This window comes from Tenacibaculum dicentrarchi (genome assembly GCF_964036635.1).
Classification (GTDB): domain Bacteria; phylum Bacteroidota; class Bacteroidia; order Flavobacteriales; family Flavobacteriaceae; genus Polaribacter; species Polaribacter dicentrarchi.
Map to the genome: position 1 here is coordinate 1,025,856 of NZ_OZ038524.1, position 15,669 is coordinate 1,041,524.

The 15,669-nt window shown below is 30.0% G+C and carries 10 protein-coding genes and 1 riboswitch; of the genes, 1 reads left to right on the forward strand and 9 read right to left on the reverse strand.

What is annotated here, in order from left to right; all coding sequences use genetic code 11:
* Window positions 1-30: 30 nt before the first annotated feature.
* The 9 genes from ABNT14_RS04675 to ABNT14_RS04715 all read right to left on the reverse strand — a co-directional run bounded on the left by ABNT14_RS04675 (window position 31) and on the right by ABNT14_RS04715 (window position 13,722).
* Window positions 31-2,322 carry a TonB-dependent siderophore receptor gene (locus ABNT14_RS04675; protein ID WP_101903416.1) on the reverse strand — a complete coding sequence of 764 codons (2,292 nt, stop codon included), beginning with the start codon at window positions 2,320-2,322 and terminating at the stop codon, window positions 31-33.
* 91 nt (window positions 2,323-2,413) lie between these two features.
* A riboswitch (cobalamin riboswitch) is annotated at window positions 2,414-2,618 on the reverse strand.
* Window positions 2,619-2,633: 15 nt separating this feature from the next.
* Entirely contained in the window at window positions 2,634-3,161 is a 528-nt protein-coding gene (locus ABNT14_RS04680) for an AAA family ATPase (RefSeq protein WP_101903415.1), read from the reverse strand.
* The gene (gene cbiB / locus ABNT14_RS04685) at window positions 3,154-4,098 is read right to left on the reverse strand and encodes an adenosylcobinamide-phosphate synthase CbiB (protein WP_101903414.1); all 945 of its coding nucleotides are present in this window, start codon (window positions 4,096-4,098) and stop codon (window positions 3,154-3,156) included. Before cbiB ends, ABNT14_RS04680 begins: the two co-directional genes overlap by 8 nt.
* On the reverse strand, window positions 4,089-5,099 hold the full coding sequence (locus ABNT14_RS04690; protein ID WP_101903413.1) for a pyridoxal phosphate-dependent aminotransferase: 1,011 nt from the start codon (window positions 5,097-5,099) through the stop codon (window positions 4,089-4,091). Before ABNT14_RS04690 ends, cbiB begins: the two co-directional genes overlap by 10 nt.
* Window positions 5,093-6,568, reverse strand: coding sequence for a cobyric acid synthase (locus ABNT14_RS04695; RefSeq protein ID WP_101903412.1), 1,476 nt, complete (start codon window positions 6,566-6,568; stop codon window positions 5,093-5,095). The genes ABNT14_RS04690 and ABNT14_RS04695 overlap by 7 nt, the downstream gene beginning before the upstream one ends.
* A gap of 208 nt (window positions 6,569-6,776) precedes the next feature.
* Window positions 6,777-7,361 carry a transposase gene (locus tag ABNT14_RS04700; protein WP_101903411.1) on the reverse strand — a complete coding sequence of 195 codons (585 nt, stop codon included), beginning with the start codon at window positions 7,359-7,361 and terminating at the stop codon, window positions 6,777-6,779.
* 250 nt (window positions 7,362-7,611) lie between these two features.
* Window positions 7,612-10,488, reverse strand: coding sequence for a type I restriction endonuclease subunit R (locus ABNT14_RS04705; protein WP_101903410.1), 2,877 nt, complete (start codon window positions 10,486-10,488; stop codon window positions 7,612-7,614).
* Between the two features lie 299 nt (window positions 10,489-10,787).
* Complete coding sequence (locus tag ABNT14_RS04710) at window positions 10,788-11,957, reverse strand: restriction endonuclease subunit S (protein ID WP_101903409.1); 1,170 nt, start codon at window positions 11,955-11,957, stop codon at window positions 10,788-10,790.
* A 127-nt stretch (window positions 11,958-12,084) separates the two neighbouring features.
* Window positions 12,085-13,722, reverse strand: coding sequence for a type I restriction-modification system subunit M (locus ABNT14_RS04715; RefSeq protein ID WP_101903408.1), 1,638 nt, complete (start codon window positions 13,720-13,722; stop codon window positions 12,085-12,087).
* 1,333 nt (window positions 13,723-15,055) lie between these two features.
* Here ABNT14_RS04715 and ABNT14_RS04720 point away from each other — a divergent pair.
* Entirely contained in the window at window positions 15,056-15,472 is a 417-nt protein-coding gene (locus tag ABNT14_RS04720; protein ID WP_101901760.1) for a hypothetical protein, read from the forward strand.
* Window positions 15,473-15,669 lie beyond the last annotated feature (197 nt).

Consider the following 15,669-nt stretch of genomic DNA (forward strand, 5'->3'; position numbering starts at 1 on the left):
ATGATGTAAATCGCTAATTTTTAATTGATATTAAATTTTATAACTTAAATTTATTTTGAAATTTCTTTCAGCGCCCGGGAAAAACTGATAATCATAAATGGCATCTGTAAAGTATAATTTATTGGTAATGTTATTTATATTAACACCAATTCTGACGTTATTTTTTTGATAATAAATTGCGCCATCCATTAGTAAATAAGAGGGTAGTGTATATGAATTGTCAGAATTTGTATAATTATCACTCGTATAATTACCTCCAATTCCAAAACCTAAGCCGTCTTCTAATTCATAATTAACCCATAAATTTGCTAAATGTTTAGGGGTAAAAGGTAAGGTATTTCCTGCCTTTTTAACCTGTGAATTAGCTGCTCCGTAAGCACCTAATTTAGCTTCTGTAAAAGCATAGCCAGCTTTAAGATAAACATTTTTTATAGGAGTGTATTCTAAATCAAATTCGATACCTTTGGAATCAGCTTCTCCAATTTGAAGGTATTGATTTACTTTATTTTTTTCAACAATATTGTGTTTTAAAATATAAAAGGTAGACAGGCTAATGTTTAAAGTGTTATTTCTTTCAAATTTAAGCCCTCCTTCTATTTGATATCCTTTTTCAGGATCAAAAATTTCACTGTTAGGAGCAATAGTTCTTGAAGGTTTAAAATAATTAGAATAAGAAGAAAAAATACTAATATTTTTAAGCGGCTGATACACCAAACCAGCTCTATAACTAAAAGCTGTTGAAGGAACTTCTGTTCTGTCGCCCGCTTTAATTAAGGTTCTATTTGCTTTAATTTTATCGGTAGCATATCTTCCTTTAAAAATATCGTAGCGAATACCAATTAAGGCTTTAAAATTATCAGAAATATTCGACCAGTTTTGCCAATAAAAACCACTATTAAATTCATCTCTTATCTGTACTTTTTGATCAACAGCCTCTATATGCCCTTGGTTCAGAATAGGATTTTGAACAGAAATAGTAGTGTATGTACCAGGACCAACAACGCTTCCTCTAAACGATTTTCTTTCTAAAATACTTACCGATTGACCAAACAACGATTTGTGTTTTACCTTTCCTGTTTTAAACTGATAGCTTAAATCTAATTGATTTTGAATGGTATTAGTGGTGTGGTTAAAATAAAAAGGAAACCCTCTAGTTATTGAATCTTTTGCTGCATTAAAAGACAGCCATTCTGTTGAAAGATAATTAATATCATCATCAGACCATGAAAAATTATTAGTTAATTTTAATTTTTTATTAAACTGATGTTTGTACTTAATTTGTAAGTCAAAACGTTTGTGTTTCAGATAATCTTGAGGATCGTTATATCGCGTTTTAACATCCATTGCTTTTACAATGCTTCCGTCTTTATCAACAGGAATTCCTGTGTCAGTATCATATTTATCATTATTGGCTTGGAAAGAAATATCTAAAACATCTTTCTTGGTCGGTGTATAATTAACCGCAAAAGAAGCGTTATTTGTATTGATGCCAAAATCTCTCCAACCGTCAGATTTAGAAACACCAAAATCTACTCGATATCTTAATTTCTGATCAATAGGGCCTCCCATACCTACCGACATTTCGTAAGTATTAAAAGAACCATAGGTAGTATTAAATTCAGCAGAAAAATCCGTAGTTGGTTTTTTACGAATAATATTTATAATTCCGCCTAAAGCAGCGTGTCCAAACATAACACCAGAAGGTCCTTTAAGTATTTCTATACGCTCAACATTGGCTAAATTAGTACTCGGCGCACTTGTAGAAAGATTATGACGTTCATCTCTTGTACCATCATTTAATAAAACAAAATTGTTAAAACCTCGTATTCTAAAAGTTTGAAAACCACCGTATCTGTTTATCGGGCGAACACCTGTAGCACTTTTAACAGCAGTCCCTAAATCATTGGTATTTCTAATTTTAATTAATTTAGAACTCACGCTATTGGTTGTTAATGGCGCGTCTAAATTTTTTAATTGAAGCTTGTTTAGTTCAACATATTTTTTTCTTGTACTCGAAATTTCGACCCCTTGTAATTGAACCGATAGCGGGTGTAAATAAATAATATCGGCTAATTTTTTAAATAAAATACTTGTTGATTTGTAGCCAACATATGAGATGTTAATAACATCGTTAGGGTTTCCTGTAATTTTGAAAATCCCTTTATTGTTAGAGCTTGTTCCTTTTTTAGAATTGTTATTTATAATAGAGGAAAACTCAATAGGTAGCCCGTTTTGTTTATTTAAAAGTTGAACGGATTTTGAATTTTGAGCAATCAGTAAACTGCTGCTAATTAAAAAAGAAAAAAGTAATTTGAATTTCATTGAATTTCATTTGTTCAGAAATAAAAATGAAGGGTCATAAGCCTAAAATATAGGCAGTCGAACACTTTAACTTTTATTCCCGAAAGTTTAGATTATGTTTTTGATTTAGGCAGGTATCCTGACTCAACTCAAGCAATCATTTACCTTCCCATAGTTTTGCTACAGTGGTTTTATTAATGATGCCTTTAAATAAGTTTTACAGTTGCGGGGACAGCTTTGGATTTACACCAAATTCCCTTTTAATTCTATATTCTGATGATCAAAAAGAATAAGAAACCAAAATCGGCGCGAATGTATAGTTTTTTTTTGACTTAAAAGATAGAATCTAAAATGAGTTTTTTTCTTTTTATAGCCGAAAAACGAGGTAGTATAATGATTTTAAAGCCTTTACTTTTATAGTGTTCTAAAAGCGATTTTTCTAATTTCAAACAATAGTCAAATTCTTGTAATCGCTGTGGATCTTGTTGGTAAATAGCAAACCAAGTAGGGGTAAAAAACACGGTTTTGTGGTAGTTTTTTTTATAGCAGAAATTTTTTAAATAATCAGGTATTTCTTTTTTTTCTACGGATAAATACGCCTCTAAATCTAACACCGACCGATCACAAAATTGGGCATCCGAAGTTAATAATTCTTTTTTTGTACGGGTGAAAACTAATTCTGAAAACCGATTAATATCAGCCCAAGGCATGCCGTTTCGGTTATTTTGTTGTTCCTCTGTAATTACCTTTCTTGAAACTTCATCCATACAAGAAAAGCGATTTTTTAAAAGATTAATCAAGGTTGTTTTTCCAGTTCCAGGAGCGCCAGTAATAATATATTTCTTTTGGTTTTTAGGCATATTTTACGGTAAGCAAAAACACACTAATCATCAATAAAACAAACAATATGCTTACTTTATAATTAATTTGATGTACTATTTTAATTTCTTCATGTTTAATTATTCGGTTATTAGTTCCGATAAAAGGTTTTTCAACTAATTTACCATGATAATAATTAGAGCCTCCAAATTGGCAATTTAAAATATACGCCAAAGCAGCTTCAGGGTAACCAGCATTTGGGCTACTGTGTTTTTTTCCTTCATTAAAAACAAAAGAAATTCCGCTGATTTTATTTTGCACAACTAACATTAATATTGCAGTAATTCGGGCAGGAATATAATTGACAACATCATCTAATTTTGCGGAAAATTTTCCAAACCAAAAATATCGATTACTTTTATAACCAATCATAGAATCGAAAGTATTTATCATTTTATAAGCCATTGCACCAGGAACACCGAAAATTAAAAAATAAAATAACGGAGCAATAATACCATCGCTTAAATTTTCCGACATGGTTTCAAAAGTAGCAATTCTGATTTGTTGTTCGTTTAAATTGGTGGTTTCTCGCCCAACAATCCATGATAAACGTTTTCTTCCTGCTTCTAAACCTTCATTTTTTAAGGTGTTAAAAACAGCATATCCTTCTTTAACTAACGTTTTATTTGCAAGACAATAAAATAACATCAGTACTGAAAATATGTTCGCTAAAATTTTAAAATCGGCAGCATTTAGCCATTTAATAATGAAATATGGAGCGACAAAAGAAATACTCACTAAAAAAATGGTTAAAAAAGCACCTTTTAAAAATTGATTATTTTTTTTATTAAGCCATTTTTCACCAAAAGAAATACTGTTTCCAAAAGCGACAATAAGATGCGGTAATTTTTTTGGGTCGCCAAAGATTAAATCTAACAAAAAAGCAATAATTAAAATATATATTGAATTTAAAGCCATTCTTTTAAAGCTTGAATTAAAGTGTTATTTGCCGATTTATTTTGTGTCGATAATCGAATATATTCGCCGTTTAATTTTTTAAAATTAGTAGCATCTCTAATTAAAATTTGATGTTTTTCAATTAAATGCGCTTTTAAATCACTTGCTTTTTTATCATTTAAAATTTCTACTAAAAAATAAGACGTATTACTTTTACAAACTTTTATGCCCTTTAAATTTTCAAGTTGATTTTTAAATTGCGTAGTTTCTGAAATTAATTCAGTAACATTAAATTGAAGCGTTTTATAATTGTTAAAGATAAATTCACCCGCTTTTACTGCCAATAAATTAACGCTCCAAGGCATTTTTAAATTTAAAAGTGATGCTATTAATTTATCATTAGAAATAATATAACCCAAACGTAAACCAGGAATGGTAAATGTTTTTGTCAATGAACGAACGATTATTAAATTATTAAGCTCTTTTATTAATGAAACAATTGATTTTGCACTGTTTGTAAACTCGATATAAGCTTCATCAATAACAAAAATAGTATTTGGTTTTTGTTGAAATAACAATGCTAATTCTTCGGATGAAAAAATAGCTCCCGTAGGATTATTAGGATTACAAATAAAAATAAGGTCGGCATTTGTTTGGTTTATTCTATCTCTAGAAATTAATTGATAATCTAATTTGAAAATTTTACAAGAATCCTCATATTCCGAAAAAGTAGGAGCAACAATAGCCGTTTTTTTATCAGAAAATAATTGAGCTATCAAATAAAAAGCTTCAGTTGCACCATTGGTAAATAAAAAGTTTTCGCTTTTTAAATCGAATTTTTTAGCCGCCAAAATATTTAATTCGCTTGCAGTGGGCGAGGGGTAACTTTGAATTAAAGGAATGTTTTTTGAAATATGTGAAAGTAAATTTTCTGGGCATCCTTTATAATATACGTTCGAGCTAAAATTGTGTTTAATTTCTCCTTTAATTAAATGAAGGTCATCTCCATGTCCGTTTAACATTCTTTTGTGCTGTTTTTTATGATGGCTTTCATGTCTAAATTTTCATTAATCCAATCGGCTAATTTATCAAATTGTTTAGCTTTAAAATTTTTATAATTTATAGCCTTAGCATCAGGGTATTTTATGCGTAATAATTCGGTTACTATTTCTTGATTATCAAAAATACCGTGTAAATAGGTTCCCCAGCTTTTATTTCCATCAAAATAACCTTCTTTTTTTTCTGTTTTTTTTCCGTTGATATAATTTAGATGCTTATTTTTCGGCACAATTGTTTCGCCCATATGAATTTCGTAACCTTCACAAAGTTCCTTTTTATCTTTAAAATAAAAACTGCGTTGTATGGTTTGTTTAGTTTTAGAAAGGGTGGTTTCAATATCAAATAAACCCAAACCTTTTTCCGATTTAATTTCACTTTCTACAGAAAAAGGGTCGTTAATTGTTTTGCCTAACATTTGATATCCGCCACAAATACCCAAAACAGGAACGTGTTTGTATTGTTCTTTTATAACGGTATCTAAATTATCTTTTTTTAAAGCGATTAAATCTTCAATAGTATTTTTTGTACCTGGTATAATAATTATATCAGCCTTTTTAAGTTCTTCGGAATCTCTTGTAAAATATAAATTGATAAGCGGTTCTTGTTCTAATACTTGAAAATCGGTGTAATTAGACATGTAATGAAGTCTTACTACTGCAATATTTAATTTATTATCCGTTGCCGTAGTAGCTCTTTTATTTAAAGCAACAGAATCTTCTTCTTCGATAATAATATCTGTAGCATAGGGTAAAATTCCTAATAAAGGAATATTTGTAAGTTCTTCTAACTTCTTTTTTCCTTCGATAAATAAATCAGGATCGCCTCTAAATTTATTAATTATAATACCTTTTATAAGTTTACGTTCCCAAGGTTCTAATAATTCAATGGTTCCATATACGCTACCAAATACGCCGCCTTTATCAATATCGGCAATTAAATAAACACAAGCATTTGCCGCCGCCGCCATGGGCATATTTACAATATCTCTGTGTTTTAAATTTAATTCGCTGATACTTCCTGCACCTTCTATAACAATAGGATTGTGTTTTGCAGTTAATTTTTTAAAGGCTTTTTTAGCTTCTTCAAACAGTTGTTTTTTATTATCGCCTAAAAAATATTCTTTTGCAGTTTGATTGCCAATTGGTTTTCCATGTAAAACAATTTGCGATTTATTTAAAGAAGAAGGTTTTAATAAAATCGGATTCATTTCTACAGTTGGTAAAATACCACAGGCTTCTGCTTGTACAGCTTGCGCCCTTCCAATTTCAAGATTATCGGGTGTAGAAAAACTGTTTAATGACATATTTTGTGCTTTAAAAGGTGCTGGATTATATCCTTTTTGTTTTAGCCACCTACAAATTCCTGTAGTTATCCAGCTTTTACCAACATCAGAGCCTGTGCCGACTAACATAATAGGGTGTAGGTTTTTCATTTTGTTTTTTTGAAGCACAAAAATATTGAATAAAATATAGATAGTAAGTTATTCAGTTAGTGTTTTTGTGTTTTACCGTAGAGACGCGATTTATCGCGTCTATTTAGCGGAATCTATTAATAGTGAATCTATTAAATAGTGAATTTATTATGTGAGACGCGATAAATCGTATCTGTACGGGTTGGATGCGATTTATCACGTATATTATTTATCTATAAAATTTATCCTCATTCCAATTGACGGGATTATTTTCTATATAATTCTGAATTTTATCAAACGCCTTTGAATTTCTAATAATATGGTCGTAAAACCGTGGTTGCCACGAAAAATCGGTGTGAATTTTACGTATCTCATAAGTACAACATCCTTTATACCATCTAATAATTCGTGATATATTTTGATGAAACATCGGGTTTGTGTTGCCTGTTATTCCACCTATTTTTGAGTCAGGGGGTAGAGACGCGATTAATCGCGTCTCTACGGATTGCGTCTGTACGAATGATTCGGAAATATCGGATGAAAATTTATCAATAATTAATATACCGTGCATATGATTGGGCATAATTACAAAGTTACCTAATGTAATAAACGAAAAACGATTAGGAATTTCAAGCCAATATTTTTCTGCTAATTTTCCGAGGTTATTAAAATGTAGCTCTTTATTTTTTATATCACCAAAAAAATGTTGATTTCCTGCCGTACAAATGGTTATAAAATATGCACCATTATTTCCGTAATCCCAATTTTGTAACCGTGCTGATGGTATGCGATATTTATTATTAAATTTTTCCATTTTTTATTGATGGTTTTATTGATGATAAAAATCCAATATATTGTAAAAATGCAATTATTTTTTTGAAAAAACAATTGCCATTTCAAAAAATAATAATTCACGTAGAGACGCAATTTATCGTGTCTAAACATCGTATCTAAAACATCGCGTCTATTTAACTGAATCTATTAATTTTGAATTTATTATGTGAAATTTATTATGGGAGACGCGATAAATCGCGTCTAAAATACCGTATATATTTAATCACACATTAGGCATCCATACCATTTATAAACGTTTGAATAAAATCTTTTATTTTTTCGATAATTCTGTTACCGATTGTTTCACGATGTAAAATACTCGGTTGTTTTTTTAGTGTATTTAAAACTTCGTCTTCGGTTGCCATTTTTCCTGTAAACAGATAATCGTTAATAATAATTTCTACTTTATTTTGGTGCAGTGCTTCGGTGGTACTTAATTTTTGCAATGCTTTTTTCGATTCCTCTTGCCAGTAGGTTTTAAAAACTGCTTCAATATCGGCATCATCAGAAATATTTGGCAAATTATTTTCGATAAATTGCACAATTAATTCTCGTTTACTACGCAAGGTCGATTCTCCTGCCAATAAATCTAAAATTTCTTTTTTCTGCTTGGATTTTTCTTTAGGATTTGCATCTTTTAGTTGATTTAATAGCCTCATTATATAGGTTACATTTATTTCATCTTTATGTAACAGCGAAATTTCAAAATCTATTTCATTTAAAATAGAAACCTTATTTTTTTTGCGGTCATTTTTTATTTTATCATCTAAATCTTGATATTTACTTGAAAAACTATAAAACTCTTGTTCTTCCATAGAAATTTCATCAAAAGAAAATTGCGTAAACGAATTTAAAATATTTTTAAGCCTTACAACATTTCTAAAAGCTTTTGCAAAATTTAATTCGTCTAGCTCAGTAACCAAATTACTTACATCGTCAGGAATAGGAGTGATGGCAATAAGTTTTGCGTAGGCTTCTTCAAAAAAAGCAAGCTGTTCGCTATAAGGTGCAATAGTAATGCTTTCTTTTGCCGATTGATTCGAAAACAAACGAACTGCGTCATCGGTATTTTGTTTTAAATTTCGGAAAGTAACAATATTACCCTGTGTTTTATGCTTGTCTAAAATTCTGTTGGTTCGTGAGAATGCCTGTATTAAGCCATGATATTTTAAATTTTTATCAACATATAAGGTATTTAAAGTTTTACTATCAAAGCCTGTTAAAAACATATTTACCACCAGTAAAATATCAATGTCTTTATTTCTTACCCTATCGGCGATGTTATTTTTATAGTTCAAAAAACTTTTGGCATCGTTTGCGGAATGCTTTTCTTTAAACATACTATTATAGTCGTCAATAAACTCGTCTAATTTATCACGTGCCGATTGATTTACAGGCGCAGTATCGCTTACATCTTCTTCTTCAATAGTTCCGTCAATATTTCCATCAATAACAGCTCTGGGCGGATTGGGGTTATAAGAAAATATAGTTGCTATTTTATAGCGATGTTTTCCTGCTTCTTTTTCAGCTTTAAAATAATTGTAATATTTTATTAGTGTATCAATAGAACTCACACAAAATATCGCTGTAAATTTTTTGCTGTTTGTTTTTGCGTAATGATTTTTTAAAATAAAATTCCCTACCGTTTTTATATAGGCATCACTTTCAAAAACTTCTTGGGTGTCAATTCCTTCGACTTTAATATCATCTTCGGGAGTATCCTCTTCATTTTCGGAGACCTTTTTTTTAAAGACATTATAATACTCTATCGAAAATTTTAAGACATTTTCATCACGGATAGCATCTGTAATTACATATTTATGCAAACATTCATCAAAAAGATTCACCGTAGTTTGTTTTACACTTTTTACGCTTAGGGCATTTTTTTCGAAAATTGGCGTTCCTGTAAAACCGAATAATTGATGATTAGTAAAAAAACGTACAATTGCTTTGTGAGTGTCGCCAAATTGCGAGCGATGGCACTCATCAAAAATAAAAACTATTTTTTCGTCCTTTAAAGTAGCTATCTGATTTTTAAACACAGATTTTTTAATAGCAACATTTAATTTTTGAATGGTTGTAACTATTAAAGGTCGACTATTATCTAAAAAATGTTTTACTAATGTTTTTGTATCGGCAGTACTGTCGATGCTTTCTTTGTCGAAGGCTCGAAATTCTTTAACTGTTTGGTGGTCTAAATCTTGACGGTCAACAACAAATACCACTTTTTTTACATTCGGATTATTGGTAAGTATTTGACTGGCTTTAAAAGAAGTCAATGTTTTTCCTGAACCTGTGGTGTGCCAAATATAGCCGTTTTTTTCTGAGTTTTTTACTCTGTCAATAATTGCTTCGACCGCATGAAACTGATAAGGACGCAACGCCATTAAAATACCGTCCGATTGATGCAACACAATATACTTGGTTATCATTTTGGCAATATGACAGGGCGTTAAAAAAATATCAGCAAATTTATGAAGCTGTGTAATTCGTTTATTTTTTACATCGCTCCAATAAGAAGTAAATTTATAGCTCGGCATTTTACTACCTTTAAAAGTATTGGCAAAATATTTGGTGTTCTCGCCGTTGCTAATTACAAAAAGCTGTATATAATTGAACAACGAATGATTAGAGGCAAAAGAATCTTGTTGATAACGGCATATTTGATTAAAAGCCTCCTTTAGTTCGATGCCTCTTTTTTTAAGCTCTATTTGTACCAAAGGCAAACCGTTTATTAAAATAGTAACATCGTAACGGTTTTCACGTTTGCCGTGTATTGTTACTTGGTGCGTTACTTGAAACTGATTTTTACACCAATGATTTTGATTGATAAATTCGATGTATTCTTTTTTTCCGTTGTCTTTTAGCAAATCGTATTTTAACTCTCGCAAGGTGTTTGCTTTATCAAAAATATTTCCTTTGCTAAGGTGGATTAAAATGCGTTTAAACTCGTTATCAGTAAATTGTGTATTATTATGAGTTTCTAATTGTGTTTTAAGATTATTTACTAGTTGTTCTTCGGTATTTATAACCGCTTTTTTATACCCTAAACCTATTAACTGCTGTATTAATTTGTTTTCTAATTCTTGTTCTGATTCTGTTTTCATTTATTTTTTTTCTTTTTTTGATAGCAATTTTTTTTAGCCTTTTAAATTTTTGTCAATAATTTTTTTACAAAAACCTGTCAGTTCGAGTGATTTTTTTCCTTCAAAAAAATTGTATCGAGAACTTTTTAGCATCAAAATCAATCAAAATAAAATTCTCGATACAATTTTAATTCCTTCTAGTCATTAAAATCACTCGAATTGACAAAATGGTGAAAAATCAGTATGTGAAACTGAAATAAAATCCCTTTGACGGATTCGGATTTTTTTTATTTTTTTTTGATGCCGTTTTTTTTAGCCTTTTAAACGAACATTTTTTGTAACAAGCCTTTTTTAAAGACTTTATTATTTTCTATGTTGGTATTGAGCGTTTTTATCTTGTTATCTATTTCTGATAAAAAATTAGCGATTTTTTCTTGCTCTTCTAAACAGGGGTATTTTATATTTATTTTAGAATATTCAGAAATCCAAAACCTTTTGTGTTCATCTCCTTTCGGATATTTTATTAATTGAATACTCTCATAAATAAATTTTAAATTTATTTTACTAGATTTTGGTTTTAAAATTTTCATTGCTGATGATTTAACTTTAAAATCAAAATCTACAAATTTATTAGCCATAGTAAAGTCATCAAATATAATCACTGGTAAATTTGTGAAAATATTATTGACTTCATTTGTATGACCAAGTAAAAAAGTTTTACCAGCAGTTAACACAGGTGTTTTAAAATTATTTTGATACTCTGTAGATGAAACAATATATTTTGTTGGTTGTTCATAATCTAAAACTTCTCCTAAAGTTTTCTCCTCCCATTTAGGGAAGTTATTTCCTTTGTTATCTTTAAATCTTATTTTTTGATTAAAGATTTTTTGCATCACGCCTTTTTTGTAGTTTTCTAATAAGGCTTTCTTTTTTGTTAATTGCGTTAGCTTACTATCTACGTCAGTTAAAAATGATGCGATTTTTTCTTGCTCTGAAAGTTGAGGTGAATATAATCGGCAATTTTTAATAGTCTTTAATGAAAGGTTTTTAATTGTGCTTCCTGTTAATTCAGATAAAAAATATTTTTTAATTCTTGGACTTTGAAGAATATAATAATAGTATGATACAGGGTATTTTTTTTCAATATTTATATAACTAGCACTTTTACCTAGTATTATTGATTCGTTATTGTAATAAGCTAAGTTACCTATTGTACCATTTATAGATAATAATAAAGTATTTGAATTTAAATCTCTTTTATGTTTATCAAATTCATTAGTAGAAACTTTTTTAGTGTTAGAATTTACTTTTATTTTACCATTAACTAAATTATTACCGTTTATAAAATAATATTTACCTGAGTTATTATATTTAGGAGTAGAATGAATACCATCACTAATTTTGGTTGTAATTTCTTCTAACCTTTTTTCTTCCCACGAATTATTAAACTCAGGAAATCTTAAATTAGGAATTAATTTTTTATTATCCATGGTTATTTTTTTTTATTGCGTGAGGGATAGCAGTGGAAATCCTTTTTGTGAGGCACGAACAAAAAGATTGTAACGTATAGCCCGACCCTTGGGGCACGCCCAAATTAATTGTCATTTTATTATTCATTTAAAACGGGGTTTTAATTTGCAGTTGTTTACAAAAGTCGGCAATTCGTTGGTCGGTTTCTGTAATTTGAATATCTAAGGCTTTTATTTCATCGGCAATTTGGTCAATGTCAATTTCTGGCTCTTCTTCAAAGGTATCAACATAACGAGGGATGTTTAAATTGTAATCGTTTTCGGCAATTTCTTTAAGACTCGCTTTATAACTGTATTTATCTGTAACGGTTCTGTTAGTGTAGGTATTTACGATTGTATTTATATGCTCGGGCAATAGCTTGTTATCTTTCCCTTGTTTTTCAAAATGATTACTGGCATCAATAAATAAAACGTCTTCATTTTCTTCTCTACATTTTTTGATAACTAAAATACAGGTAGGTATTCCCGTACCAAAAAAAATGTTTGCAGGTAATCCTATAACGGCATCAATATAATTACGGTCTTCAATTAAATAACGTCTTATATGTGCTTCGGAAGAACCTCTAAACAAAACTCCGTGCGGTAAAACGGTTGCCATAATTCCGTCATCACTTAAATGATGTATCATATGCTGTACAAAGGCAAAATCGGCTTTCGTTTTTGGAGCTAATTTTCCGTACTGACTAAAACGGTCGTCAGTATTAAAGGTATTACTCGCGCTCCATTTTGCAGAAAACGGCGGATTGGCAACAATAGCATCGGCTTTTAATTTTATTTTTATATGCTGAGGTTCTTCTAGGGTGTTTTCTTGCTTAATGTCAAATTGAGAATAATGTACGCCGTGCAAAATCATATTCATACGTGCTAAATTGTAAGTAGTACGGTTTAATTCCTGCCCGTAAAACATACCAATATTAGAACCGTTATTTTTATCGCCTAATTCTTTTTGCACTCTTAATAATAACGAACCACTTCCGCATGTAGGGTCGTAAACGGCTTTTATACGCTTTGTTCTTGAAGTAACAATTTTAGCTAAAATAGTACTGACTTCTTGTGGTGTATAAAATTCGCCTGCTTTTTTTCCAGCATTAGAAGCAAATTCGCCAATTAAATACTCGTAAGCATCGCCTAACAAATCGCTTTCGGTATCTTGAAGTTTAAAATCTATTTCGTTTAAATAGGTAAGTATTTTAGCGATAATCTGATTACGAGCCTTAACATTACGCCCTAATTTAGACGATGTTAAATCGAGGTCTTCAAATAAACGGACAAAATCATCTTCCGAACCGTTCCCCATGGTACTTTGTTCGATGTTATTTAAGATGCGTTCTAAATCTTCAAGAATAAAAAATTCTGTAGCTTCTTGATTTTCGTTGAGCTTGGTATTTGTGTCTGAATTATCGTCTTCTTTATTTAAGTTGTTTCCTTTTTTAGCAATTTCAGTGAATAATTCCGAAGGATTTAAAAAATAACCTAATTTTTTAATACATGCTTTTTTTACTTCATGAATAATATCGTTGTCTGCTTTTTCATCTAATTGATTGTAAATTAAATTATCAGTGACTAATATTTCATTCGCATATAATTCTAATTTTTCAGATAAATATTTAAAAAAGATAAAACCTAATATGTAGTTTCTGTAATCGTCAGCATCCATTTTACCTCTAAGTAGGTCGGCAATATCCCATAATTTTTTTTCTAGTAATTTTTGTTGCTCTTCTGACATGTAATTAATTATTGATGATTTTTTTGATGGTGCAATTTCGGAATTATTCTGGTAAATATGAGATTTATTGGGTCTAATCATCGCATTTTTATTTACGGTAATTTTTAATGTGATTTATTCTGTGATTCTTACTATGAGATTCTTACTATGTGAGACGCGATAAATCGCGTCTGTACGTGTGGTGTATTTTCGATGTGATAATCGTATAGGCGTGATTTATCGCGACTTTATTTATCGTAACAATAAATTTTGATTATTATTCTGATTTACTATGTGATTCTTACTATGTGATTCTTACTATGAGATTCTTACTATGTGAGACGCGATAAATCGCGTCTGTACGTGTGGTGTATTTTCGATGTGATAATCGTAGAGGCGTGATTTATCGCGACTTTATTTATCGTAATAATAAATTTTGATTATTATTCTGATTTATTATGAGATTCTTACTATGAGATTCTTACTATGTGAGACGCGATAAATCGCGTCTGTACGTGTGGTGTATTTTCGATGTGATAATCGTAGAGGCGTGATTTATCGCGACTTTATTTATCGTAATAATAAATTTTGATTATTATTCTGATTTATTATGTGATTCTTACTATGTGAGACGCGATAAATCGCGTCTGTACGTGTGGTGTATTTTCGATGTGATAATCGTAGAGATGCGATTTATCGCGACTTTATTTATCGTAACAATAAATTTTGATTATTATTCTGATTTATTATGTGATTCTTACTATGTGAGACGCGATAAATCGCGTCTGTACGTGTGGTGTATTTTCGATGTGATAATCGTAGAGATGCGATTTATCGCGACTTTATTTATCGTAACAATAAATTTTGATTATTATTCTGATTTACTATGTGATTCTTACTATGTGAGACGCGATAAATCGCGTCTGTACGTGTGGTGTATTTTCGATGTGGTAATCGTAGAGGCGTGATTTATCGCGACTTTATTTATCGTAACAATAAATTTTGATTATTATTCTGTGATTTATTCTGTGATTTATTCTGTGATTCTTACTATGTGAGACGCGATAAATCGCGTCTGTACGTGTGGTTTATTTTCGATGTGATAATCGTATAGGCGTGATTTATCGCGACTTTATTTATCGTAATAATAAATTTTGATTATTATTCTGATTTATTATGTGATTCTTACTATGTGAGACGCGATAAATCGCGTCTGTACTGAGGTTATTTATTAATAACAATATCGTAAAATATAATTAATATTGGTTTAAGGTATTGATAAGTAGTTGATTGTATATTGTGATTGAAAGATTTTATAAAAAATAGAATCATTAAAATTTAAAATTAAAAAATTATGGAATTGAATTTAACATTATTAAAAACAAAAAAAGAGAGTGATAAAGCAATTGAAATTACACAAACAGAAAAAACAACTTTAGACCGCAGATTACGCAACCTTGGCGAATCGTTAGATGATAAAACAGAAAGAACTACGACTGTTTTAGAAGGAATAGTAAGTGTAAAAGCAATTATTGCAGGTTTTGAGGCTGCACTAGCTGTTATTACTGATGAAAGAGAGAAAAGAAATTTAGAATTAAAAATAGAACGTGAAGAAACAAAGTTAAAATCTTTAGAAAACAAAAATGCCAATTATAGTGCGGTAAATGTTTTGGAAGACCAAATAAACCACCAACAATTAGAGGCACAAGTAGCAATATTAGCCAATGCTATCTCAGAAATTGAAACTTACAAAGAAACCTTGTTAGTTTAACTGTTAAAAAACTCAACAGTTTTAACTTGTTGGGTTTTTTTATGTCGTTTTTGTACAAATTTTTAAAAATAGATTAAAGAATTTGTACAGGTTTGTGCAAATTTTTAAAAGTAGATTTAGGAATTTGTACAAGTGTTGTACAAGTTTTTAAAAGTAGATTTAAAAATTTGTACAAAAAAACAGTAAAGTATTATATA

What these genes read in the sequence shown, in the direction of transcription:
- ABNT14_RS04720 (WP_101901760.1), top strand. Translation starts at nt 15,056, where the DNA reads ATGGAATTGAATTTAACATTATTAAAAACAAAAAAAGAGAGTGATAAA.
- ABNT14_RS04695 (WP_101903412.1), bottom strand. Translation starts at nt 6,568, where the DNA reads ATGAAAAACCTACACCCTATTATGTTAGTCGGCACAGGCTCTGATGTT.
- ABNT14_RS04710 (WP_101903409.1), bottom strand. Translation starts at nt 11,957, where the DNA reads ATGGATAATAAAAAATTAATTCCTAATTTAAGATTTCCTGAGTTTAAT.
- ABNT14_RS04690 (WP_101903413.1), bottom strand. Translation starts at nt 5,099, where the DNA reads ATGTTAAACGGACATGGAGATGACCTTCATTTAATTAAAGGAGAAATT.
- ABNT14_RS04700 (WP_101903411.1), bottom strand. Translation starts at nt 7,361, where the DNA reads ATGGAAAAATTTAATAATAAATATCGCATACCATCAGCACGGTTACAA.
- ABNT14_RS04715 (WP_101903408.1), bottom strand. Translation starts at nt 13,722, where the DNA reads ATGTCAGAAGAGCAACAAAAATTACTAGAAAAAAAATTATGGGATATT.
- ABNT14_RS04675 (WP_101903416.1), bottom strand. Translation starts at nt 2,322, where the DNA reads ATGAAATTCAAATTACTTTTTTCTTTTTTAATTAGCAGCAGTTTACTG.
- ABNT14_RS04705 (WP_101903410.1), bottom strand. Translation starts at nt 10,488, where the DNA reads ATGAAAACAGAATCAGAACAAGAATTAGAAAACAAATTAATACAGCAG.
- cbiB (WP_101903414.1), bottom strand. Translation starts at nt 4,098, where the DNA reads ATGGCTTTAAATTCAATATATATTTTAATTATTGCTTTTTTGTTAGAT.
- ABNT14_RS04680 (WP_101903415.1), bottom strand. Translation starts at nt 3,161, where the DNA reads ATGCCTAAAAACCAAAAGAAATATATTATTACTGGCGCTCCTGGAACT.